At 63.1% G+C, this 22,385-nt stretch carries 24 protein-coding genes; 15 read left to right on the forward strand and 9 right to left on the reverse strand.

Features of this window, described 5'->3' with window-relative positions; translation table 11 throughout:
- Positions 1-31 precede the first annotated feature (31 nt).
- The 6 genes from OU426_RS06085 (at position 32) to OU426_RS06110 (ending at position 6,937) form a co-directional block, all read left to right on the forward strand.
- Positions 32-1,057 carry a substrate-binding domain-containing protein gene (locus OU426_RS06085; protein WP_267633019.1) on the forward strand — a complete coding sequence of 342 codons (1,026 nt, stop codon included), beginning with the start codon at positions 32-34 and terminating at the stop codon, positions 1,055-1,057.
- Between the two features lie 168 nt (positions 1,058-1,225).
- Complete coding sequence (locus OU426_RS06090) at positions 1,226-2,539, forward strand: sugar ABC transporter permease (protein WP_267633020.1); 1,314 nt, start codon at positions 1,226-1,228, stop codon at positions 2,537-2,539.
- A gap of 11 nt (positions 2,540-2,550) precedes the next feature.
- Positions 2,551-3,315 carry an ATP-binding cassette domain-containing protein gene (locus tag OU426_RS06095; protein WP_267633021.1) on the forward strand — a complete coding sequence of 255 codons (765 nt, stop codon included), beginning with the start codon at positions 2,551-2,553 and terminating at the stop codon, positions 3,313-3,315.
- Positions 3,315-4,751, forward strand: coding sequence for a xylulokinase (xylB, locus tag OU426_RS06100; RefSeq protein WP_267633022.1), 1,437 nt, complete (start codon positions 3,315-3,317; stop codon positions 4,749-4,751). The genes OU426_RS06095 and xylB overlap by 1 nt, the downstream gene beginning before the upstream one ends.
- Positions 4,748-6,049, forward strand: a complete 1,302-nt coding sequence (gene xylA, locus OU426_RS06105) for a xylose isomerase (protein ID WP_267633023.1) — start codon at positions 4,748-4,750, stop codon at positions 6,047-6,049. The genes xylB and xylA overlap by 4 nt, the downstream gene beginning before the upstream one ends.
- Positions 6,050-6,268: 219 nt before the next feature.
- Positions 6,269-6,937 (forward strand): sugar transferase, encoded by a 669-nt coding sequence (locus tag OU426_RS06110; RefSeq protein ID WP_267633024.1) that lies wholly within the window; start codon positions 6,269-6,271, stop codon positions 6,935-6,937.
- Between the two features lie 15 nt (positions 6,938-6,952).
- Here OU426_RS06110 and dnaQ read toward each other — a convergent pair whose 3' ends face one another.
- The 4 genes from dnaQ to OU426_RS06130 are packed head-to-tail and all read right to left on the reverse strand — an operon-like array spanning position 6,953 to position 9,675.
- Positions 6,953-7,654, reverse strand: a complete 702-nt coding sequence (dnaQ, locus tag OU426_RS06115) for a DNA polymerase III subunit epsilon (protein WP_267633026.1) — start codon at positions 7,652-7,654, stop codon at positions 6,953-6,955.
- The gene (gene coaE / locus OU426_RS06120; protein WP_267633027.1) at positions 7,647-8,243 is read right to left on the reverse strand and encodes a dephospho-CoA kinase; all 597 of its coding nucleotides are present in this window, start codon (positions 8,241-8,243) and stop codon (positions 7,647-7,649) included. The genes dnaQ and coaE overlap by 8 nt, the downstream gene beginning before the upstream one ends.
- Positions 8,240-9,079 carry a shikimate dehydrogenase gene (locus OU426_RS06125; RefSeq protein ID WP_267633028.1) on the reverse strand — a complete coding sequence of 280 codons (840 nt, stop codon included), beginning with the start codon at positions 9,077-9,079 and terminating at the stop codon, positions 8,240-8,242. Before OU426_RS06125 ends, coaE begins: the two co-directional genes overlap by 4 nt.
- Positions 9,076-9,675 (reverse strand): Maf family protein, encoded by a 600-nt coding sequence (locus tag OU426_RS06130; protein ID WP_267633030.1) that lies wholly within the window; start codon positions 9,673-9,675, stop codon positions 9,076-9,078. The genes OU426_RS06125 and OU426_RS06130 overlap by 4 nt, the downstream gene beginning before the upstream one ends.
- A gap of 404 nt (positions 9,676-10,079) precedes the next feature.
- On the opposite strand from OU426_RS06130, the gene hemJ reads away from it, so the two are divergent.
- The 7 genes from hemJ (at position 10,080) to OU426_RS06165 (ending at position 17,422) form a co-directional block, all read left to right on the forward strand.
- On the forward strand, positions 10,080-10,529 hold the full coding sequence (gene hemJ, locus OU426_RS06135; RefSeq protein WP_267633031.1) for a protoporphyrinogen oxidase HemJ: 450 nt from the start codon (positions 10,080-10,082) through the stop codon (positions 10,527-10,529).
- 113 nt (positions 10,530-10,642) lie between these two features.
- A complete protein-coding gene (gene rho / locus OU426_RS06140) occupies positions 10,643-11,914 on the forward strand; it encodes a transcription termination factor Rho (RefSeq protein ID WP_267633032.1) in 1,272 nt (423 codons plus the stop codon).
- A 27-nt stretch (positions 11,915-11,941) separates the two neighbouring features.
- Entirely contained in the window at positions 11,942-13,225 is a 1,284-nt protein-coding gene (gene mnmE, locus OU426_RS06145) for a tRNA uridine-5-carboxymethylaminomethyl(34) synthesis GTPase MnmE (RefSeq protein WP_267633034.1), read from the forward strand.
- Positions 13,226-13,228: 3 nt separating this feature from the next.
- Entirely contained in the window at positions 13,229-15,103 is a 1,875-nt protein-coding gene (gene mnmG / locus OU426_RS06150) for a tRNA uridine-5-carboxymethylaminomethyl(34) synthesis enzyme MnmG (protein WP_267633035.1), read from the forward strand.
- A complete protein-coding gene (gene rsmG / locus OU426_RS06155; RefSeq protein ID WP_267633037.1) occupies positions 15,100-15,717 on the forward strand; it encodes a 16S rRNA (guanine(527)-N(7))-methyltransferase RsmG in 618 nt (205 codons plus the stop codon). Before mnmG ends, rsmG begins: the two co-directional genes overlap by 4 nt.
- The gene (locus OU426_RS06160) at positions 15,710-16,525 is read left to right on the forward strand and encodes a ParA family protein (protein WP_267633038.1); all 816 of its coding nucleotides are present in this window, start codon (positions 15,710-15,712) and stop codon (positions 16,523-16,525) included. Before rsmG ends, OU426_RS06160 begins: the two co-directional genes overlap by 8 nt.
- Positions 16,526-16,528: 3 nt before the next feature.
- Positions 16,529-17,422: a ParB/RepB/Spo0J family partition protein gene (locus OU426_RS06165; RefSeq protein WP_267633039.1), complete on the forward strand. Its 894-nt coding sequence runs from the start codon at positions 16,529-16,531 to the stop codon at positions 17,420-17,422.
- Here the strand turns inward: OU426_RS06165 and OU426_RS06170 are convergent, their stop codons facing one another.
- From OU426_RS06170 to rph, 5 genes are read right to left on the reverse strand one after another with little or no spacing between them, the layout of a single operon-like run.
- Positions 17,423-17,776, reverse strand: a complete 354-nt coding sequence (locus OU426_RS06170) for a YbaN family protein (protein ID WP_267633406.1) — start codon at positions 17,774-17,776, stop codon at positions 17,423-17,425.
- Complete coding sequence (hemW, locus tag OU426_RS06175) at positions 17,776-18,930, reverse strand: radical SAM family heme chaperone HemW (protein ID WP_267633040.1); 1,155 nt, start codon at positions 18,928-18,930, stop codon at positions 17,776-17,778. The genes OU426_RS06170 and hemW overlap by 1 nt, the downstream gene beginning before the upstream one ends.
- Positions 18,931-18,956: 26 nt before the next feature.
- On the reverse strand, positions 18,957-19,331 hold the full coding sequence (locus OU426_RS06180) for a RidA family protein (RefSeq protein WP_267633041.1): 375 nt from the start codon (positions 19,329-19,331) through the stop codon (positions 18,957-18,959).
- Positions 19,328-19,942: an RdgB/HAM1 family non-canonical purine NTP pyrophosphatase gene (rdgB, locus tag OU426_RS06185; protein ID WP_267633042.1), complete on the reverse strand. Its 615-nt coding sequence runs from the start codon at positions 19,940-19,942 to the stop codon at positions 19,328-19,330. Before rdgB ends, OU426_RS06180 begins: the two co-directional genes overlap by 4 nt.
- Entirely contained in the window at positions 19,939-20,649 is a 711-nt protein-coding gene (gene rph / locus OU426_RS06190) for a ribonuclease PH (RefSeq protein WP_267633043.1), read from the reverse strand. The genes rdgB and rph overlap by 4 nt, the downstream gene beginning before the upstream one ends.
- Before the next feature lie 98 nt (positions 20,650-20,747).
- Between rph and hrcA the strand changes: the two genes are divergently transcribed.
- Together hrcA and OU426_RS06200 are read left to right on the forward strand one after the other, a co-directional pair.
- Positions 20,748-21,815 carry a heat-inducible transcriptional repressor HrcA gene (gene hrcA / locus OU426_RS06195; RefSeq protein WP_267633044.1) on the forward strand — a complete coding sequence of 356 codons (1,068 nt, stop codon included), beginning with the start codon at positions 20,748-20,750 and terminating at the stop codon, positions 21,813-21,815.
- 5 nt (positions 21,816-21,820) lie between these two features.
- Positions 21,821-22,366 (forward strand): nucleotide exchange factor GrpE, encoded by a 546-nt coding sequence (locus OU426_RS06200; protein WP_267633045.1) that lies wholly within the window; start codon positions 21,821-21,823, stop codon positions 22,364-22,366.
- Positions 22,367-22,385 lie beyond the last annotated feature (19 nt).

Consider the following 22,385-nt stretch of genomic DNA (forward strand, 5'->3'; position numbering starts at 1 on the left):
ACGGGCACTTGCCCGAAAACGGGAGGATCATATGCACAAGACTGTTCTGGCCGCCGTGATGGCGGTCGTCGGGTTTTCGTCCGCAGCGCTCGCCGAGGGCAAGATCATCGGCGTGAGTTGGTCGAATTTCCAGGAAGAGCGCTGGAAGACCGACGAAGCGGCGATGAAGGCGGCGATCGAAGCCAACGGCGACACTTATATCTCGTCTGACGCACAGGCTTCGGCCGCCAAGCAGCTGACCGACGTCGAATCGCTCATCGCTCAGGGTGCCAACGCGCTCATCATTCTGGCGATGGACAAAGACGCGATCGGTCCGGCCGTCGACAAGGCCGCCGCCGAGGGCATTCCGGTAGTCGGCTACGACCGGCTGATCGAAGACGAGCGGGCCTTCTACCTGACCTTCGACAACAAGGGCGTCGGCCGCATCATCGCCGAAACCGTCAAGGCAGCGAAGCCCGACGGCAACTATGCGATCATCAAGGGCGACAAGGGCGACCCGAACGCGACCTTCCTTCTGGAAGGCATGATGGAAGTGATCGGCCCCGACGTCGATGCCGGCACGATCAAGATCGTCGGCGAAGCCTTCACCGACGGCTGGAAGCCCGATGGTGCCCAGAAGAACATGGAACAGATCCTGACCGCCAACAACAATGCGGTCGATGCGGTTCTGGCCGAAAATGACGGCATGGCCGGCGGTGCCATCGCGGCCCTGTCCGCCCAAGGCCTCAATGTTCCAATCGGAGGCCAGGACGGCGACCTTGCCGCGCTGAACCGCGTGGCGCGCGGCACCCAGACCGTGTCGGTCTGGAAAGACTCCCGCCAGCTTGGCGACGCGGCCGGCAAGATCGCCTCGGCGCTCGCGGGCGGCACGGCGATGGACGCTGTCGAAGGCGCGACCAAGTTCTCGGACGGCGCGAAAGGCGTTGAAATGAACGCCATCCTTCTGGCACCGACCCCGATCACCAAGGACAACCTGAACCTGGTGATCGACGCGGGCTGGATCAGCAAGGAACAGGCCTGCGAAGGCGCGATGGCCGACGTGGCCGCCTGCCAGTAAGACAAGACCCGGCGCCGGGCTTCGACCCGGCGCCTGCCTCTGGCCACGGCCAGCCATTCCGCGCGGAACCTCGCGCTCCCTGACAGATTGCAGCCGCAGACATCAGACCCGGGCCGGGCTGATTTCTCTGCCATACCTCGTCACCCATGCAGATCGCAGGAAGAGGAAATGACCCAGACAAACACTCAGACATCACACGCGGAAGAGGGCGCAATCGCCCGGTTTTTCCGCGCGACCGAGATTGACACGCGCCTTTTGGGCATGGTCGCCGCGCTTCTCCTGATCTGGATCGGCTTTCATCTTTATGGAGAGCTGGTCAACGGGCGTGGCGCTTTTCTGACACCGCGGAACCTGTGGAACCTGTCGGTGCAGACCGCATCCATCGGCATCATGGCGACCGGCATGGTTCTGGTGATCGTGACGCGCAACATCGACCTGTCGGTTGGCTCGATCCTTGGGTTCTGTGCCATCGTCATGGGGGTGATGCAGGTCTATGTCCTGCCGAAGTACCTCGGCCTTGGTCACCCGATGCTGTGGGTCTTGGCGGCGCTTTGCGGTGTCACGATTGGCGCCGCGATCGGGGCTTTCCACGGCTTTCTCATCGCCTACGGCAAGATCCCGTCGTTCATCGTCACGCTCGGCGGCCTTCTTGTCTGGCGCGGTGCGGCGTTCCTGGTGGCGCGCGGTGAGACGATTTCGCCGGTCGACGCGACCTTCGCGCTTCTGGGCGGCGGGCCTTACGGGGCCGTCGGTGCCATGGGCAGCTGGATCGTCGGGCTTCTGGCGTGCGCCGCGATCCTGTGGATGATCTGGAATGGCCGCATCCAGCGCACCAAGCACGACTTTCCGCAAAGACCGATGTGGGCGGAATATTTCCTGGCAGCGCTTGGATGCGGCGTGGTGATCGGTGCGGTTCTTCTGGTCAACGCCTATCCCTGGCCGGTCGGTATCGTGAAGACCTATGCCGAAGCGAGCGGGATCGAAGTGCCCGAAGGTGGCCTCTTCATCAGCCATGGCTTCGCCATTCCGGTCCTGATCCTGATTGGCGTCGGCATCCTGATGACGATCCTGTCCACCCGCACCCGCTTTGGCCGCTATGTCTACGCGATCGGCGGCAACCCGGATGCGGCGGAATTGTCAGGCATCAACACCCGCTGGATGCTGGTGAAGATCTACGCGCTGATGGGCTTCCTGGCGGGCCTGTCCGCGGTCGTCGCCTCGGCCCGCCTGAACTCGGCCACCAACGCGCTGGGCACTTTGGACGAGCTTTACGTCATCGCGGCCGCGGTCATCGGCGGCACCTCGCTCGCCGGTGGCGTCGGCACGATCTACGGCGCAATCCTTGGTGCGCTTGTCATGCAGTCGCTGCAGTCGGGCATGGTGCTAATCGGGTTCGACGCCGCCATCCAGCAGATCGTCGTCGGCTCGGTTCTCGTGCTCGCCGTCTTTCTCGACATCATCTACCGCCGCCGCGCGAAGTAAGGGGGATTGTCATGAGCAACGCACAAAAAGGCACTCCGCTTGTCGAGCTGCGCGACATTTCCATCGCTTTCGGCGGGATCAAGGCGGTCGATCATGTGACGGTCGACCTGTTCCCGGGCGAGGTAGTCGGGCTTCTTGGCCACAATGGCGCGGGCAAGTCGACGCTGATCAAATGCCTGTCGGGCGCCTATCAAGCCGACAGCGGCGATATCTTCATCAACGGCGAGAAGGCCACAATCACCAACCCGCGCGACGCGCGCAGCTACAATATCGAGACGATCTACCAGACGCTCGCGCTGGCCGATAACCTCAATGCCGCCTCGAACCTGTTCCTCGGGCGGGAGTTGGTGACATCGGCCGGGTTCGTCGACGATGCGGCGATGGAGGCGGAGACGCGCAAGATCATGGCGCGGCTCAATCCGAACTTCCGCAAGTTCAACGTTCCGGTCTCGGCCCTTTCGGGCGGGCAGCGCCAGTCTGTCGCCATCGCGCGGGCGGTCTATTTCAACGCCAAGATCCTGATCATGGACGAACCGACCGCCGCCCTTGGCCCGCACGAGACGCAGATGGTGGCCGAACTGATCCAGGAGTTGAAGGCGCAGGGAATCGGCATCTTCCTGATCGAGCATGACATCCATGCGGTGATGGACTTGTGCGACCGGGCGAGCGTGATGAAGAACGGCCAGCTGGTCGGGACGGTCAATGTGAACGAGGTGACGGACGAAGATATCCTCGGGATGATCATCCTTGGCAAACAGCCCGGGAAGGCCGCCTGATGTATCTGGGGCTCGATCTTGGAACATCGGGCCTGAAAGGCGTGGTGGTGGACGCGGCGCAAAAGATCGTCGCCGAGACCACCGCGCCGCTGACCGTTTCGCGCCCGCACGACGGCTGGTCGGAACAGTCGCCGGCCGACTGGGTCGCGGCGGCGGAGGCGGTGTTTGCTGCGCTGCCGACGCAGGTTCGCGCCGGGGTGAGGGCTATCGGACTGTCGGGTCAGATGCATGGCGCGACGCTTCTGGATGCGGCAGACAATGTCCTGCGCCCTTCGATCCTGTGGAACGACACGCGGGCGCATGCGGAAGCCGCCAAGCTCGACGCCGATCCGCGCTTTCGGGCGCTGACCGGCAATATCGTCTTTCCAGGCTTCACCGCACCGAAGCTTCTGTGGGTCAGGGCGCATGAGCCCGACCTCTATGGCCGTGTCGCCAAGGTACTGTTGCCGAAAGACTATCTGCGCCTGTGGCTGACGGGCGAACATGTGGCCGAAATGTCCGATGCGGCGGGCACGAGCTGGCTCGACACCGGCGCACGCGACTGGTCGGAGGATTTGCTGGCCGCGACAGGTCTTGGCCGCGATCACATGCCCAGATTGGTTGAAGGGTCCGAGGTCTCTGGACGGCTCCGGCCCGAGGTTGCGGGGCGGTTCGGCTTCGCCCCCGGGGTCGTGGTCGCGGGAGGGGCGGGCGACAATGCCGCGGCCGGGATCGGTGTCGGTGTGGTCAAGGCGGGACAGGCCTTCGTTTCGCTTGGAACGTCGGGTGTTCTGTTTGCGGCGAACGACGGCTACCGCCCGGATGCGGCCACCGCCGTTCACACCTTCTGCCATGCCCTTCCCGGTGCCTGGCACCAGATGGGGGTTATCCTCGCGGCAACCGACGCGCTGAACTGGTTCGCCCGGCTCACGGGTGCATCTGCGGCCGAACTTACCCAGTCGCTCGGCGCACTTCAGGCGCCCGGCAAGACACGATTCCTGCCCTATCTCGGTGGCGAGCGGACGCCCCTGAACGATGCGGCCATTCGCGGCGCCTTCATCGGGCTGGAACATGCCACAGACCGCGATGCGGCGGTGCGCGCGGTATTGGAGGGCGTGACCTTCGCCATCCGCGATTGCCGCGACGCGCTCGCGGCGACCGGAACCCGGATCTCGCGGCTGCTTGCCGTCGGCGGCGGGTCGCGTTCGGATTATTGGCTAAAGGCGATCGCAACCGCACTTGGCACGCCAGTTCAGGTTCCGGTCGCGGGGGATTTCGGTGGCGCCTTCGGTGCCGCACGCCTTGCGATCATGGCCGCGACCGGCGCGGGCGCCGAGATCGCCACGCTTCCGGCTATTGATCGGACCATCGACCCCGACAGCCAGCTTTCCGCGGCCTTCGACGCGGGCCACGCCTGCTACCGCGCCGCACGCGACGCAATCAGAGGACTGACATGACCGACTTCTTCAAAGACATTCCGCAGGTCCGCTACGAGGGACCGGACAGCACCAACGAATTTGCCTTCCGTCACTACAATCCCGACGAGATGGTGATGGGTAAGCGGATGGAAGACCATCTGCGGTTTGCCGTTGCCTACTGGCATTCCTTCGCCTGGCCGGGCGGCGACCCATTCGGCGGCCAGACCTTCGACCGGCCCTGGTTCGGGCCGGCGATGGCAGACGCGAAACTGAAAGCCGATGTGGCCTTCGAGATGTTCGACATCCTCGGCGCGCCCTTCTTTTGCTTCCACGATGCCGATGCCCGCCCCGAAGGGGCGACCTTCGCCGAAAGCATGCGCAATCTGGAAGAGATCACCGACTATTTCGCGCTGAAGATGGAAAGCCATCGCACCCGGCTTTTGTGGGGTACGGCCAACCTTTTCTCGCACCGCCGCTTCATGTCGGGCGCGGCAACCAACCCCGACCCGGAGGTATTCGCCTACGCCGCCGCCACGGTGAAAAGCTGCATGGACGCGACGCACCGGCTCGGCGGGCAGAACTACGTCCTTTGGGGCGGGCGGGAAGGCTATGAGACGCTGCTGAATACCGACCTTTCGCGCGAAGCCGAACAGGCCGGCGCCTTCCTGCGCATGGTCGTCGATTACAAGCACAAGATCGGCTTCAAGGGCGCGATCCTAATCGAGCCGAAACCGCAGGAACCGTCGAAGCACCAGTACGACTATGACGTGGCGACCGTTTACGGCTTCCTCAAACGCTTTGGTCTTGAGGACGAAGTGAAGGTCAATATCGAGCAGGGTCATGCGATCCTGGCGGGCCACTCGTTTGAACATGAGCTGGCACTTGCCGCTTCGCTTGGCCTTTTCGGGTCGATCGACATGAACCGCAATGACTATCAGTCTGGCTGGGATACTGACCAGTTCCCCGACAATGTGCCGGAAATGGCGCGGGCCTATTACGAAGTGCTGAAAGCGGGCGGTTTCACCACCGGCGGCACGAACTTTGACGCCAAGATCCGCCGCCAATCGCTCGACCCGGCCGACCTGATCCTGTCGCATGTCGGCGGCATGGATATTTGCGCCCGCGCGCTGAAGGCGGCGGCGGCGCTTCTGGAGGACGGATCGCTCGAACGGGCCCGGGCGGAACGCTATGCCGACTGGGACAAGCCCGCGAATCGGCGGATGCTGTCGGGCCCACTGGAAACTGTCGCAAAACGGGTGCTGGATGAGAGCCTCAACCCGCAGCCGAAATCGGGGCGACAGGAGCGGCTGGAGAACCTCTGGAACCGGTTCGTCTGACAAGGCCTGCGGCGAAATTGGCGCGAAAGCGTGCGAATCTGGCAAAATCTGGAAACGATCATCACGATTGGGCCAAACAGCCGTCGTGGTTTGAACAAGGCGTTTTGCAACATACGGCTATGGGCGTTTGTTTACGAACAGTTTACCAAGCGCCCGTAGCTTGCCTGTGTCGGCCTGGGGGCGGGGTCCGGCGATTGTGTTAGACCGGAGTTCCGCATTGTGACTATTCCCTATGCCGATTTCTCAGCCCCGGTTCAGGTGCGCGCCGAGCGGACCTTTTACGAGACCGCAGGCAAACGCTTTTTTGATATCGCCTTTGTCATCCTGTCGCTTCCGGTCGTTCTGCCGCCGCTTCTTCTGATCGCGGCGCTGACCTGGATCGAGGGCGGGCGGCCCTTTTATGTGCAGGAGCGTATCGGCCATGGCGGCCGTACTTTCCGTTTCTGGAAGATCCGCACGATGGTGCCTGATGCCGATGCGGCGCTTGCCCGGCTGATTGCGACCGACCCGGCAGCGGCGGCGGAATGGACAGCAAACCAGAAGCTCGCCCGCGACCCACGGATCACCCGGCTTGGCCGCTTCCTGCGGCAGACGAGCCTTGATGAACTGCCGCAGATCTGGAACGTGCTCAACGGCACCATGTCGCTTGTGGGTCCGCGGCCCTTCACGCCGGATCAGCGGACGCTCTATCCGGCGGACAGCGCATCCGCCTACTATCGGCTGCGGCCCGGCCTGTCTGGCCTGTGGCAGATCAGCCGCCGCAACGCCGGCTCGTTTGTGGAGCGTGTCCACTATGACGAAGATTACGGACTGCGCGTCAGCCTGATGTTAGACCTCAAGATCATCTGGCGGACGTTCTCGGTGATGATGCGGGCAACCGGTCTGTGACCGCCGCCCGGCGGCTCAGCCGAACCGCTTCCACAGGGATCTGTCGCCAAGCCCCTCGACGAAGGCGCGGTGCGCCGCAGCCTCTTCCTCGGTGATGCGCGGCGGCAGGGGTGCAGATCGGCGCGGCGCCGTCCAGGTGGCACTTTCCGCCCCAGCGCCATCGCCTGCTTTCTGATCCATCGTCGACAGGCCGAAATCGGGTTGCCTGCCGCCGATCAGTTCCAGATAGACCTCGGCCAGAAGCTCGCTGTCGAGAAGCGCGCCGTGCTTTTCGCGGGCGGAATTGTCGATGCCGAAACGGCGGCAAAGCGCGTCGAGCGAGGCGGGGGAGCCCGGAAACTTGCGCCGGGCGAGCGCGACCGTATCCAGCGCCCGTTCCGGTCCGAGCGTGGGGAGCTTGGCCCAGTTCAGTTCGGCATTCAGGAACTTCATGTCGAAGGCGGCATTGTGGATCACCAGCTGCGAATCCATGCCGATGAAATCGAGGAAAGCCGCGCCGATCTCCGCGAACCGCGGCTTGTCGCGCAAGAAGTCGTCGCCAAGGCCGTGAACCTCGAACGCCTCGGGCGGCATGGCGCGGTCGGGGTTGATATATTGGTGATAGGTGCGCCCGGTGGCAACGTGATTGTAAAGCTCGACCGCGCCGATCTCGACGATCCGGTGGCCTTCGGCGGGCTCAAAGCCGGTGGTTTCGGTGTCGAGTACGATCTCACGCATGTTCTGACCTCAGTTCCTGCAGCAACCCCCTGACGGCGGCTCGGGCGCCATCCTCAGTCAGGGCTTCGATCACGTAGGTCGCCCGGCGGCGCTTTTCGGCGTCCGGCATCTGCCGGGCGAGGATCATTTCGAAATCCGCCGCACTCATCCCGCGTGCCAACACCCTTTCGCGCTGTATTTCCATCGGCACCGAGACAACGACAGTCGCATCACAAATCGCGTCCGCCCCGGTTTCATACAGCAACGGGATATCAAGGAGCAGGACCGGGGCAGCCCGGTTCGCCGCGATGAACGCCGCGCGGTCGGCAGCGGTCAGCGGATGGACGATCGCGTTCAGCCGGTCGAGAACCGCCGGGTCGGCGGCAACCAGCGTCCGGAGCAGGGATCGATCGACGCTGCCATCCGGCGCCATCACTTGGGGAAAGCGCTCTGCTATGGCCTGCGCGGCGGGCTGGCCCGCGGAATAGAGCCGGTGAACCACTGCATCCGCATCCCAGACCGGCACGTCTTCGGCCGCAAACATCGCGGCCGTTGTCGATTTGCCCATGCCGATGGAGCCGGTGAGACCGAGAACGAACGGGCGCGTCATGCGCCGAGGACCGCGTCGCGCAGCGCCTGATCGACCTCCGGCCGCACGCCGAACCAACGCTCGAAACCGGGAACCGCCTGATGCAGGAGCATTCCGAGGCCGTCAACGACGGTGCAGCCCATTGCCTCGGCAGTGTCCAGAAGTTGGGTGCGGAGCGGCGCATAAACGAGGTCGGTTACCACGGCCCTTGGGGACAGGGCATCAAGCGGGATGCGGAACTCGGGCTTGCCGACCATGCCGAGCGCAGTGGTGTTCACCACGGTTGCCGCATCCTCCAGCATGTTCGCGGCCTGCACCCAGTCATAGACCACGACGCGTGCGCCGAACTCGGTCCTGAGCGCCTCGGCCCGCGCCTTGGTGCGGTTGGTGAGACGGATTTCCGGCACGCCGACCTCCAAGAGCGAGGCGATGACAGCCCGCGCCGCGCCACCTGCGCCGATGACAGCCGCCGGACCTGTTTGCGGTTGCCAGGAAGGGGCATTCAGGGTGAGGTTCGCAGTAAAGCCGTAACCGTCGGTATTGTCGGCATGAATCCGGCCGTCCGGACGGAAGATCAACGTATTGGCTGCCCCGATCAGCGCGGCCCGGTCGGTCACGACGTCAGCCAGCGCCAGCACGCTTTCCTTGTGCGGGATCGTCACATTGGCGCCGACGAAACCCGCCTTCGGCAGGGCGCGGATCACCTCGGGCAGGTCCTTCTGCGCGACGTCGAGCGGAATGTAATGCCCGGCGATCCCGTATTTCTTCAGCCAGTAGCCATGCAGCCGCGGCGATTTCGAATGCGCCACGGGAGAGCCGATCACACCGGCGAGCGGAATGCGGGGATGGTCCGTCATAGGGCGATGTCTCCGCGAATCCGGAGCCAGGTCAAGAGCTCGATCAGCGGCAGGCCAAGGATGTGAAAGAAATCGCCATCGATCCGGCTGAAAAGCCGCACGCCTTCTTCCTCGATCTTGTAGCAGCCAACGGAATGGCGGACAGATTCCCACGCCCGGGTGAGGTAGGCGTCGATTTCGCCGGGGCTGAGTGCATGCATGGTCAGCCGCACCTGACCCGTATGGCGCCAGATCGGCTTGCCTTGATCGACAACTACCGCGGCTGAAAACAGGCGGTGGTCCTTGCCGGAAAGGAAAGAGAGCTGTGCGCGCGCCTCGTCGATGTTTTCGGCCTTGGCGAAGATGCGGCCCTCGCATTCCAGCACCTGATCGGCACCGATGACCCGTGCTTCGGGCCTCCGGTCGGAGATTTTCGTGGCCTTCAGCTCTGCCAGCAGATCGGCGAGATCGCGGGGCCTGCCGCCTTCGGCGATCAGGCTGTGCCGCACCGCCTCTTCATCAATCCGGCCGGGCAGGATTTCGAACGCAAGACCGGCATTGTGAAGCAGCCGGGCGCGGATTTCGGAGGCGGAGGCCAGGATGAGGGAGCGAGTCATGGGGATGGGTCTGTGGAAAAACGGGGCCGAAAGGGACGGATGATCCGGGGGCCGATTGGCGTTGAGCCGAGGAGTGTGGGAAAGGGCCCGTTTGTCAAGACGGAGGGGGCGGTTCTTCCCGATGTGCATGGTTCGAGTAGGTGGCTGTGAATGGTGCGGCGATCCGGCGCGGCTGTGGGTATCTCTCCCGGTTTTCCGTCATCAGGTTTTGTTTAACTAATTGAATATAAAATATATATTTTATCTCATTCAAAACTTACAGCCTTGTCCCCAGACTTGTCCATCTGGGGGAATCCGCTTGGAAAAGATCCGGTATCCCGATCTCCACAGGACCAAGATCATCATCATCTTTTTCTTTCTCTTTATCTTGTTTAGGGAAGAGGCTGAGACGAGGAGCATATGCGATGGGCGATTTTCTGGCCTCGGTCTATCTCTGGACCAAAGCCTTTCACGTGATCTCGGTCATCGCCTGGATGGCAGGGATCTTCTACTTGCCGCGGCTGTTCGTCTATCACGCCGAAAGCGTGGAACAGGGGTCAGAGACCGATCTTCTGTTCCAGACGATGGAAAGGAAGCTTCTGCGGTTGATCATGAACCCGGCGATGATCGCGACCTGGACCTTCGGTCTCGCGCTGGTCTTCACGCCGGGGATCGTCAGCTGGTCTGAGGTCTGGCCCTGGACCAAGGCGGCCGGTATCCTCGGCATGACCTGGTTTCACCATTGGCTGGGCTACCGGCGGAAGGACTTCCTGGCGGGCGCCAACCGCAGGTCGGGCCGGACCTACCGGGTGATGAACGAGGTGCCGACGGTCTTTCTGGTGCTGATCGTAATCTCGGTGATCGTGAAGTTCTGACCCGGTGGCGATTGACTCCGGGCGGTTCGCGCTGATAATGCGCGCAAGCCTTCCGTCCGGAAGGACTTTTCCCGTCTTACATCGCGATCTTACCGACCGCAGGATATTTCCGCATGACCAATGAGCGTCTGAACCTTGCCGATCTGAAACTCAAGAGCCCCGCCGACCTTCTGGCAATGGCCGAGGAGTTGGAGATCGAGAATGCCTCGACCATGCGCAAGGGCGAGATGATGTTCTCGATCCTGCGCGAATATGCCGAGGAAGGTTACGAGATCGGCGGCGACGGTGTGGTTGAGGTGCTGCAGGACGGGTTCGGTTTCCTGCGGTCGGCCGCTGCGAACTACTTGCCGGGGCCGGATGATATTTATGTGAGCCCCGAGATGCTCAGGCAATATTCGCTGAGGACGGGCGATACGATCGAAGGCGTGATCCGGGCGCCAGGCGAGAATGAGCGGTATTTCGCCCTGACCAAGGTCACCAAGATCAATTTCGAGGATCCGGAAAAGGCGCGCCACAAGGTTGCGTTTGACAACCTGACGCCGCTTTACCCCGACGAACGGCTGAAGATGGAGATCGAGGATCCGACGATAAAGGATCGCTCGGCGCGGATCATCGACCTCGTCAGCCCGATCGGCAAGGGCCAGCGCGCGCTGATCGTGGCGCCGCCCAGGACCGGCAAGACGGTGCTTCTGCAAAACATCGCCCATTCGATCGAGAAGAACCATCCGGAGTGCTATCTGATTGTTCTCCTGATCGACGAGCGGCCCGAGGAAGTGACCGACATGCAGCGGTCGGTGAAAGGGGAGGTCGTGTCCTCGACCTTCGACGAACCGGCGACGCGACATGTGGCGGTTAGCGAGATGGTGATCGAGAAGGCCAAGCGCCTGGTCGAGCATAAGCGAGATGTTGTGATCTTGCTCGATTCGATCACCAGACTTGGTAGGGCCTTCAACACAGTCGTGCCGTCGTCGGGCAAGGTTCTGACCGGCGGTGTGGATGCGAACGCGCTGCAGCGCCCGAAGCGGTTCTTCGGTGCGGCGCGGAATATCGAGGAGGGCGGGTCACTGACCATCATCGCGACGGCGCTGATCGATACCGGCAGCCGGATGGACGAGGTGATCTTCGAAGAATTCAAGGGCACGGGGAACTCGGAGATCGTGCTCGACCGCAAAGTTGCCGACAAGCGCGTCTTCCCGGCGATGGATATCCTGAAGTCCGGAACGCGGAAGGAAGACCTGCTGGTCGATCAGAAGGATCTGCAGAAGACCTATGTACTGCGCCGCATCCTGAACCCGATGGGCACGACCGATGCGATCGAATTCCTGATCTCGAAGCTGAAGCAGACCAAGACCAATTCCGAGTTCTTCGATTCGATGAACGCCTGATTGTTCTTTCAGAACAAGGGTTTGCCTATGGACACGATCTTCGCCCTCGCATCCGCGCGCGGCAAGGCCGGCGTTGCGGTAGTGCGCCTTTCAGGGCCCGAAGCACATGCAGCGGTGATCGCGCTCTGTGGATCGTTGCCTGATGCGCGTCGGGCGTCTCTGCGGCGACTGAGCTGGCAGGACGAGGCGCTGGACGAGGCGCTGGTGCTGATCTTCGACGTTGGGGAAAGCTTCACCGGCGAGGCGTCGGCAGAGCTGCATCTGCACGGGGCGACTGCGGTGGTTGCGGCGGTGTTGCGGGCGTTGGGCGCTCAGCCGGGCTTGCGCCTGGCTGAGCCCGGGGAATTTACCCGTCGCGCGCTGGAAAACGGGCGGCTGGATCTGGCGCAGGTCGAGGGGCTGGCTGATCTGATCGAGGCGGAGACCGAGGCGCAACGACGGCAGGCGCTGCGGGTTCTGTCGGGTGCGGTCGGCCGCCGGGCAGAAGGCTGGCGCCGTGATCTGATCCGGGCGGCGGCGCTTCTGGAGGCGACCATCGATTTTGCTGACGAAGATGTGCCGGTGGATGTAGCGCCAGAGGTTCTGGATCTGTCGGGTCAGGTGCTGCAGGATTTGCGGCGCGAAGCCGAAGGCGTAGGCGCCGCAGAACGCATCCGCGATGGCTATGAAGTTGCCATCGTCGGTCGGCCAAATGCCGGAAAATCCACGCTTCTCAACGCTTTGGCGGGCCGAGAGGCTGCGATAACCTCCGAGATTGCCGGGACAACTCGTGACGTGATCGAGGTGCGGATGGACCTTGGCGGGCTGCCGGTGACGTTTCTCGACACGGCGGGATTGCGCGATAGCGATGACAGGATCGAGGCGATAGGAATAGAGCGGGCGCTGGAGCGCGCCCGCGCGGCAGATCTTCGGATATTTCTTCTGGACGGCGCGGATGTACCGCTTCTGCCGCCGGAGCCGGAGGACCTGCTGGTACACGGAAAGGCCGATCTTGTTGCGGCCGAAGGCTTTGCCGTGTCCGGGAAGACGGGCGAGGGAATAGAGCATCTGATCGCCCAGCTGACAGAGCGGCTCGGGGCGCAGGCGCAGGGTGCAGGTCTGATGATCCGGGAGCGGCATAAGCTTGCGGCGCTGCGTGCGATCGAGGCTTTGGAATCGGCGCGAAATGAGGTAAGGGCAGGGTCCGGGCGGACGGAACTTGCGGCAGAGGACCTGCGGCGGGCGATCCGGGCGCTGGATTCGTTGGTCGGCAGGGTGGATGTCGAGGATCTTCTGGACGAGATCTTCGCCAGTTTCTGCATCGGGAAGTAGGCGATGTTTCACGTGAAACATTTTGATGTGGTGGTGGTTGGCGGTGGTCATGCGGGGGCGGAGGCCGCGCATGCAGCGGCGCGCATGGGTGTGCGGACCGCCTTAGTGACGATGCGGGCGGAAACGATTGGCGTCATGTCCTGCAACCCGGCGATCGGCGGGCTGGGCAAGGGCCATCTGGTGCGCGAGATTGACGCGCTGGATGGGGTTATGGGGCGTGTCGCCGACCGAGCGGGGATTCAGTTCCGGCTGCTCAATCGTCGGAAGGGTCCCGCCGTGCAGGGGCCGCGCGCACAGGCGGATCGCAAACTGTATCGTGAGGCGATGCAGACAGAGATGGCCAGCGCACCGCTGCTGGATGTGTTAGAGGGCGAAGTCTCCGACCTCATCATGGATGGGGCTACACTAGCGGGCGTTAGGCTTTCCGATGGATCGGAAGTCCGGTGCGCCTCAGTGGTGCTCTGCACCGGAACCTTTCTGCGTGGCGTCATCCATGTGGGCGACCAACGGTGCGAGGGCGGCAGAGTTGGCGACCGGCCGTCGGTGCCGCTGGCGGACCGCCTGCGCGCGCTGGCTCTGCCGATCGGCAGGCTGAAGACCGGAACGCCGCCGCGCCTTGATGGCCGTACGATCGACTGGGATCGGCTGGAAACCCAGCCCGGCGATGACGATCCGACAATGTTTTCCTTCCTGAACGACCGTCCGTTCGCGCGGCAGATATCCTGCGGGATCACGCATACCAACGAACAGACGCACGAAATCATTCGCACCAACCTGTCGCGGTCTGCGATGTATGGCGGCCATATCGAAGGTGTTGGTCCACGCTATTGCCCGTCGATCGAAGACAAGATCGTCCGGTTCGCCGACAAGGCGTCGCACCAGGTGTTTCTGGAGCCCGAGGGGCTGGATGATCCGACGGTCTATCCCAACGGTATTTCGACCTCGTTGCCTGTCGACGTGCAGGAGGACTATGTTCGCTCGATTGCAGGACTCGAGTCCGTTGCGATCACGCAGCCCGGCTATGCGATCGAATACGACTATATCGATCCGCGAGCGCTGACGTTGTCGCTGGAACTGAAGCAGCTTCCAGGCCTATATCTTGCAGGTCAGATCAACGGAACCACAGGATATGAGGAGGCTGCGGCGCAAGGGCTGGTGGCCGGGCTCAACGCCGCACGCCGGGCGCTGGCGGGGGACGCCATAACGTTCAGCCGGACGGACAGCTATATCGGCGTGATGATTGACGATCTTACGCTGCGCGGTGTGTCGGAGCCTTACCGCATGTTTACGTCGCGCGCCGAATACCGGTTGTCCTTGCGCGCCGACAATGCCGACCAACGCCTGACCGGCCTTGGTGTCGCCATCGGGTGCGTGGGCGAGGCGCGCCGCGAACGGTTCGAAGCGCGTATGGAGGCGCTTGCGGCTGGCCGTTTCCTTCTGGAATCGCTGGAGTTTTCGCAGAAAGAGGCTGCCGCGGCGGGGATCCATCTTAATCAGGATGGCAAGCGACGGACGGGGTATCAATTGTTGTCCTACCCGGACGTCAGCTTTGCGCAGCTTGCCGACGTCAGCGCCAATCTGATGGCGATCGCGCCCGATATCCGGGATCAGCTGTGCCGGGACGCGCTTTATGCGCCCGTGATTGACCGCCAGGCCGAGGACGCAGAACGGCTGCGCCGCGACGAGGCGCAGTTGATACCGGACGGCTTTGCCTACGACCGGCTGGACGGCCTGTCGGCGGAGCTGAAAGCCAAACTGACCCGGACCCGGCCAACGACACTCGCCCAAGCGGGACGTATCGAGGGCATGACACCGGCTGCCCTTACGCTGATCCTTGCGGTCCTACGCCGTGAGGCGCGCACCCGGGTTGCGGGATGACCGACTCCATCGCGGGAGTTGGGGATGTTTCACGTGAAACATTCGATCGGCTGGAGGCGTATCAGGCGCTTGTCCGGAAGTGGAATCCCGCGATCAACCTGGTATCCCGCAACAGTCTTGACCAGATGTGGGAACGCCACATCCTTGATTCTGCTCAGGTTTTCGCTCTGAAAGATCGCGAAACTGGCCTTTGGGCGGACCTTGGTTCTGGCGGCGGCTTTCCCGGACTAATCGCTGCAATTCTGGCAGCCGAACGGTCGCCGGGCCTTCGGATTGCCCTCGTTGAAAGCGACCAGCGCAAGGCTGCTTTTCTGGCGACGGCCGCTCGCACCCTCGACCTCGAGGTCGTGGTGCACGCAACACGGATCGAAAGCCTGCCGCCGCTGGGCGCCGACATCCTTTCTGCCCGTGCGCTTGCGCCGCTTACCGACCTGCTCGGCCACGCCGAGCGTCATCTGGCCCCCGGGGGCAGCGCCTTGTTCCCAAAGGGCGCGAATCACGCCGCAGAGCTGCGTCAAGCCCTTGAAAGCTGGCGCTTTTCATACCAAACACATGAGAGCGCGACCGACCCGGACGCCGTCATCTATTCCATCCGAGGGCTTTCCCGTGCCTGATCCGACGCGTCCGTCCGGCCCCCGCATCATTGCAATTGCCAACCAGAAGGGTGGGGTGGGCAAGACGACGACCGCGATCAACCTGGCGGCGGCGCTGGTAGAACAAGGCAAGCGCTTGCTGCTCGTCGATCTTGACCCTCAGGGCAACGCTTCGACCGGCCTCGGGTTCGAACCGCAGGCGCGTGGACTGACCACCTACGATCTGCTGATCGAGGATGCCGACATTCTGGATGTGATCCGCCCGTCCTCAATCGAAAACCTCTATCTCTGCCCCGCGACGACCGACCTGTCTTCCGCCGATATCGAGCTTGTGGCGAACGAAAAGCGCTCTTTCCTGCTACACGACGCGCTGGTTCAGCCGGCGATCGACGCTTATGAGTTTGACTACGTCCTGATCGACTGCCCGCCGTCCCTGTCGCTTCTGACCGTGAATGCGATGATCGCCGCGCAGTCGGTGCTGGTGCCGCTGCAGGCGGAATTCTTTGCTCTGGAAGGGTTATCGCAGCTGATGCTGACGATCCGCACGGTGCGCCAGTCGGCCAACAAGGATCTGCGCATCGAAGGTGTTGTGTTAACCATGTATGATGGCCGCAACAACTTGTCCCAGATGGTCGAATCGGATGCGCGCAGCAATCTTGGCGAACTGGTGTTCAAGACCGTGATCCCTCGCAATGTCCGCGTGTCCGAGGCGCCGAGTTATTCGGTCCCGGTGCTCGCCTATGACAGCGCGTCGAAAGGTTCGGCGGCCTATCGGGCGCTGGCGCGTGAACTGCTGGCGCGACATGAGAAGAAAGAAGGAAAGGGCTGAGCCATGGCTGACAAGAAACCCGAACGCCGCGGTCTTGGCCGGGGCCTGTCCGCCCTGATGGCAGACGTCGCGCCTGCCGAGGAGGCGCGGCCGCGTCGCCCGGATCTGACGATTCCAATCGAGCTTATCGAGCCAAATCCAGACCAGCCGCGCCGGGATTTCCCGCGCGACGCGCTGGAGGAACTGGCGGCGTCGATCCGGGAAAAGGGCATCATTCAGCCGCTGATTGTCAGGGAAAATCCAAGAAAATCAAGTGGCTACGAGATCGTCGCGGGGGAACGACGCTGGCGCGCGGCACAGCTCGCGCAGCTTCACGAAGTGCCGGTTCTTCTCCGCGAGGTCAGCGATACAGAGCTTCTGGAGCTCGCAATCATCGAGAATATCCAGCGCGCCGACCTCAATCCGGTCGAAGAGGCGATGGGTTACCGTCAGCTGATGGACCGTTTCGGTCACACCCAGGAACGGCTTGCCGGGGCGCTGTCGAAAAGCCGCAGCCATATCGCCAACCTTTTGCGCCTTCTGTCGCTTCCCGATCAGGTTCAGACCTGGCTGCGTGAGGGCAAGCTGACCGCAGGCCACGCCCGCGCGCTGATTACCACCGAAAACCCGGTGGCTCTGGCGCGCCGGGTGATCGACGAAGGCCTGTCCGTGCGCGAGACCGAGCGGCTGGCGCAGGCTCCGAAGACTAAGATCGGGCAGGGGGCAGCATCAACCGCGCCGCGCCGCGCGCCGGATAAGGACGCCGATACGCGGGTGCTGGAACAGGACCTGTCCGCCAATCTCGGCATGAAGGTGGTGATTGATCACAAGGGCCATGACGGCGGCCACCTGACGATCAGCTACAAGACGCTCGAACAGCTGGACGAGCTTTGCCAACTCCTGTCGCAAATTCGCTGATCAGCGGTCCGGCCGCGTCCAGATGAAAAGACTGACGCAGGCGAGCGTGATCGCCTGTATGATCAGCACCCGGGCGCCGAAGCCCATGAGCCAAGATATTGAAAATGCAGCGATAATCGACAAGCTCGCCAGCAGCTTGGCCTTCTGGGATATCGCGCCGCGCTCGTTCCAGTCGTGAATCGGCGGCCCAAGCCGCGGATGCGCCAGAAGCCATCGGTGCAGCCGCGCCGAGGATTTCCCGAAAGCGACACAGGCGAGAAGAAGGAAGGGAACCGTTGGCAGAAGCGGCAAGAAGACCCCGATGACGCCAAGCGCCAGCGCCAGAAAGCCGATCGTCACCCAGACCGCCCGGATCATGCAAGAAGCTCTCTCAAAAGCGCGTTGAGTACCGGTCGTCCGGTGCTGGTCGCGCCAATCCTGCCCTCGCTGTGCCACAGGAGGCCCAGATCGATGAGCCCTGTAATCCGGTCGGCGGGTATATCGGCCCCGCGAAGCGCTTGCCAACGACCAAGCACGATCCCCTCGGAAAGCCGCATCCCCATCAACAGATACTCCGTGGCCTGATCGGACGAAGACAGCAGCTCTCGCGGCGTCTCGCCGTTGCCGGCTGTTTCCACGCGCTGAAGCCATTCCTCAGGACCGCGTGGTGCCTCGGTCGCCCAGCGCCCGGCCGGGCTGGTCAGGCGGCCGTGTGCGCCTGGGCCGATCCCGGCATAGTCGCCGTAACGCCAGTAGATCAGGTTGTGGCGGCTCTCGGAACCCGGGCGCGCATGGTTGGAAATCTCATAGGCGGGCAGACCGGCAGCCTCGCATATCTCCTGTGTTATCAGATACATATCTGACGCGCGGTCCTCGTCCGGCAGGCCCTTCAGATGTCCCGCCGCCGCGCGTGCGCCAAAGACCGTGCCCTCCTCTACCGTCAGCTGGTAGAGCGAGAAATGATCAACCGCCATCGACAGGGCTTCGGTCAATTCGCGTCGCCAATCGTCCAGTGCCTGATCCTGCCGGGCATAGATCAGGTCGAAACTCACCCGCCCGAACGTATCGCGCGCGATATCGAAGGCGCGCCGCGCCTCGGCAACCGAATGCATCCGGCCCAGGCGCTTGAGGTCCCGATCGTTCAGCGCCTGCACGCCCATTGACAGCCGGTTCACCCCGGCGGCGCCATAGGCACGAAACCGCCCGGCCTCGACCGAGCCGGGATTTGCCTCCAGCGTCACCTCGAAATCATTCGCACGCCGCCAGCGCGCGCCGATTCGATCGAGAATCGCCGCGACAAGGTCCGGGTCCATCAAGGATGGCGTCCCGCCACCAAAGAAGACAGTGTTAAGGACGCGGTCGTCTGTCTCCTCGGCAATTCGGTCGATCTCTGCGAGATAGGCGTGCTGCCAGCGCGTCTGATCGACCTGCGCCGCGACATGGCTGTTGAAATCACAATAGGGGCATTTGGACGTGCAGAACGGCCAATGCAGATAGAGGCCGAAACCGCCGTGCCGCCAATCGTCCATTTGCCCACTTTCCGCAGGAATAGGGTCTATTCCTTCAGTGCCGTGACTTCGATCTCGACCTTCATCTCAGGGCGGATCAAGCCGGCCACGACCATTGTCGCCGCCGGTCTGATCTCGCCCAGATACTCGCCCAGAACCGGGGTGATCGCGTCCACGAAGGCGGTGTCGGTGATCGTATATTGCACCCGCACGATATCGGTGAGCGAAAAGCCCCCCTCGTTCAGCGCCCATTTGATCGTCTCGAAGCAATTGCGCGCCTGTTCGGCGACGTCAGTCGGCATGGTCATTGTGCCGTAGTCATAGCCGGTGACGCCCGAGACAAAGCACCATGGGCCCTTCACGACCGCGCGGCTGTAGCCCATCTTCTTCTCAAAGGGGGATCCGGTGGAAATCAGCTTCATTCCTTGCCTCCGAAAGCGGCTGAAAGTTTGCGGAACGCGTCAGCGCGGTGCGAAATCCGGTTCTTCTCGGCCGGGTCCATTTCCGCGAAGGTAATCTCATGGCCATCGGGCTGGAACATCGGATCGTAACCGTGCCCCTGACGCCCGCGCGTCGGCCAGACAACCTGACCCTCGACCTTGCCCTCGAAGACCTCGTCATGTCCGTCGGGCCAGGCCAAAACCATCGTTGCGCGAAAGCGCGCGCGACGCGGGTAGGGCGCCGAAACAGTCTCTAATTCAGCCCAGGTCCGGCTCATGGCCTGCACGAAATCCCGACCGTTGGGCGTCATCGCCCAGTCGGCAGTATAGACGCCCGGCGCACCGCCCAACCCGTCAACCTCGATGCCGCTGTCGTCGGCCAGCGCCGGCAAGCCTGTCGCCTTTGCCGCCGCATGCGCCTTGATCCGCGCATTGCCGACGAAGGTCGTCTCGGTCTCTTCAGGCTCGGGCAACCCCATCTCGCCCGCGCTCACGCAGGTGATTCCATAGGGCTGAAGGAGGGCCGCAATTTCTTCCAGCTTGCCAGAATTATGTGTCGCCACCAAAAGCCGGTCGCCGGTAAAGCGCCTCATACCGCCGCCTTTTGTGCCGCGACCAGCGCGGCGATACCACTTTCGGACAGATCGAGCAGCCGACCCATCTCGTCGCGCGAGAAGGTCGCGCCCTCGGCCGACATCTGCACTTCGATCAGGCGGCCGCGCCCGGTCAGGATGAAGTTGCCGTCCGTCCCCGCCTCGCTGTCCTCGGCATAATCGAGGTCGACGACCGGCTGGCCCGCATAGATACCGCAGCTCACCGCAGCGACATGATCGACGATCGGATCGCTGGTCACGAGACCCGCCTTGATCAGCTTGTTGACGGCAAGCCTGAGGGCCACCCAACCCCCGGTGATCGAGGCGCAGCGGGTGCCGCCGTCGGCCTGGATCACGTCGCAATCGACGACTATCTGACGCTCGCCCAGTGCCACGCGATCGACGCCCGCCCGCAGCGCCCGCCCGATAAGTCTTTGAATTTCCTGAGTTCGGCCGGATTGCCGCCCCGTCGCCGCCTCGCGCTTGTTGCGGGTGTTGGTCGCGCGCGGCAGCATGCCATATTCCGCCGTCACCCAGCCCAGCCCTGTGCCCTTAAGGAACGATGGCGCCTTGTCCTCGATCGTCGCGGTGCAGATCACCTGGGTTTCCCCGCAGCGGATCAGGCACGAGCCTTCGGCATGTTTCGTCACGCCAACCTCGATCGAGATCGGGCGCATTTCGTCGAGTTTCCGGCCTGACGGGCGCATCGGCGGTCCTTCCTGAACTGGTCGCGCCAATTAGAAGGGGCGGGTGCACCGATGCAACCCCGATTGACGCAGCGCTTGCCCGCTCTTTATTCAAAGATATGAGCGACGGACAGAAAATCCTTTCCCAGATGAACGACCGCTCGCGCGAGGTCTTCCGGCGCGTGGTCGAAGGCTATCTCGAAAGCGGCGATCCCGTGGGCTCGCGTTCCCTCACCCGCACGATGAGCGAGAAACTGTCGGCAGCGACGATCCGCAATGTGATGCAGGATCTGGAATTCCTGGGCCTTCTCGACAGCCCGCACATCTCTGCGGGCCGCATTCCGACCCAGCTTGGTCTCAGGATGTTCGTCGACGGGATCATGGAGGTCTCGACCGTCACGCTCGCCGACCGGCAGGCGATTGACGCGACGCTTGGCGCCCCGGAGCAGGATGTGGGCACGATGCTAGACCGGGTCGGCGCGGCGCTGTCGGGGATCACCCACGGCGCGAGCCTGGTGCTGACGCCGAAACGAGAGGCGCCGATCCGGCATATCGAGTTCGTTTCGCTCGCCCCCGACCGGGCTTTGGTGGTTCTGGTTTTTGCTGATGGTCAGGTCGAAAACCGGCTTTTCACCCCGCCGCCCGGCCAGACGCCATCCTCGCTGCGCGAGGCCGCAAATTTCCTCAATGCGCTCGCAGAGGGCCGCACCCTATCGGAATTGCGCGGCCATATCGCCCGCGAGATCGTGGTACGGCGGCAGGAGCTTGATCAGCTCGCCCGCGACCTTGTCGAAAGCGGCTTCGCTCTTTGGGACGCCCCGGGCGATTCGCAGGAAAGGCTGATCGTGCGCGGCCAGTCGAACCTTCTGGACGCGGCGACCGAGATGGATCTTGCCCGCGTCCGTAGCCTCTTTGACGATCTCGAACGCAAGCGCGATATCGCCCAGTTTCTTGAGCTGGCGGAAACCGGCGAAGGGGTGCGCATTTTTATCGGGGCAGAGAACAAACTTTTCTCACTTTCGGGTTCCTCTCTGGTGGTTTCTCCCTATATGAACGCGGATCGGAAGATCATCGGCGCCGTGGGCGTGATCGGACCGACGCGGCTGAATTACGGGCGCATCGTGCCGATCGTCGATTACACTGCGCAGCTTGTGGGCAGGCTCCTGTCCGGCGAGCGTCAAGGGTAGAACTGATGAACGACATGAAGAAAGACGAACTGGCCGAAGATCAGGCCCTGATGGGCGACGAACTTCTGGATGACCCGCTTCTGGCCGAGGTCGAGGCGCTGAAGGCCGAGCGCGACGAGATGAAGGACCGCTTCATGCGGGCCCTGGCGGATGCCGAGAACATCCGCAAGCGCGGCGAACGCGACCGGCGCGAGGCGGAACAATATGGCGGCTCGAAGCTCGCGCGCGACCTGTTGCCGGTCTATGACAATCTCAAGCGCGCGCTCGATGCCGCGGGGGATGAACAGCGCGCCGCGGCCCAGGCCCTGATCGAGGGCGTTGAACTGACGCTGCGCGAACTGACGAATGTGATGACCCGCCATGGCGTGACGCCGATCTCGCCCGCTGTGGGCGACGCTTTCGATCCGCAGCTGCATCAGGCGATGTTCGAGGCGCCGCTGCCGGGCACCAAGGCCGGCGACATCATCCAAGTGATGACCGAAGGCTTCATGCTGCACGACCGCCTTCTGCGCCCGGCGCAGGTGGGCGTCAGCTCGACCCCGAAGTCCTGATCTGTCGCGCGGGCGGAGC

This window comes from Frigidibacter sp. RF13 (assembly GCF_026626305.1).
Classification (GTDB): Bacteria; Pseudomonadota; Alphaproteobacteria; order Rhodobacterales; family Rhodobacteraceae; genus TMP-24.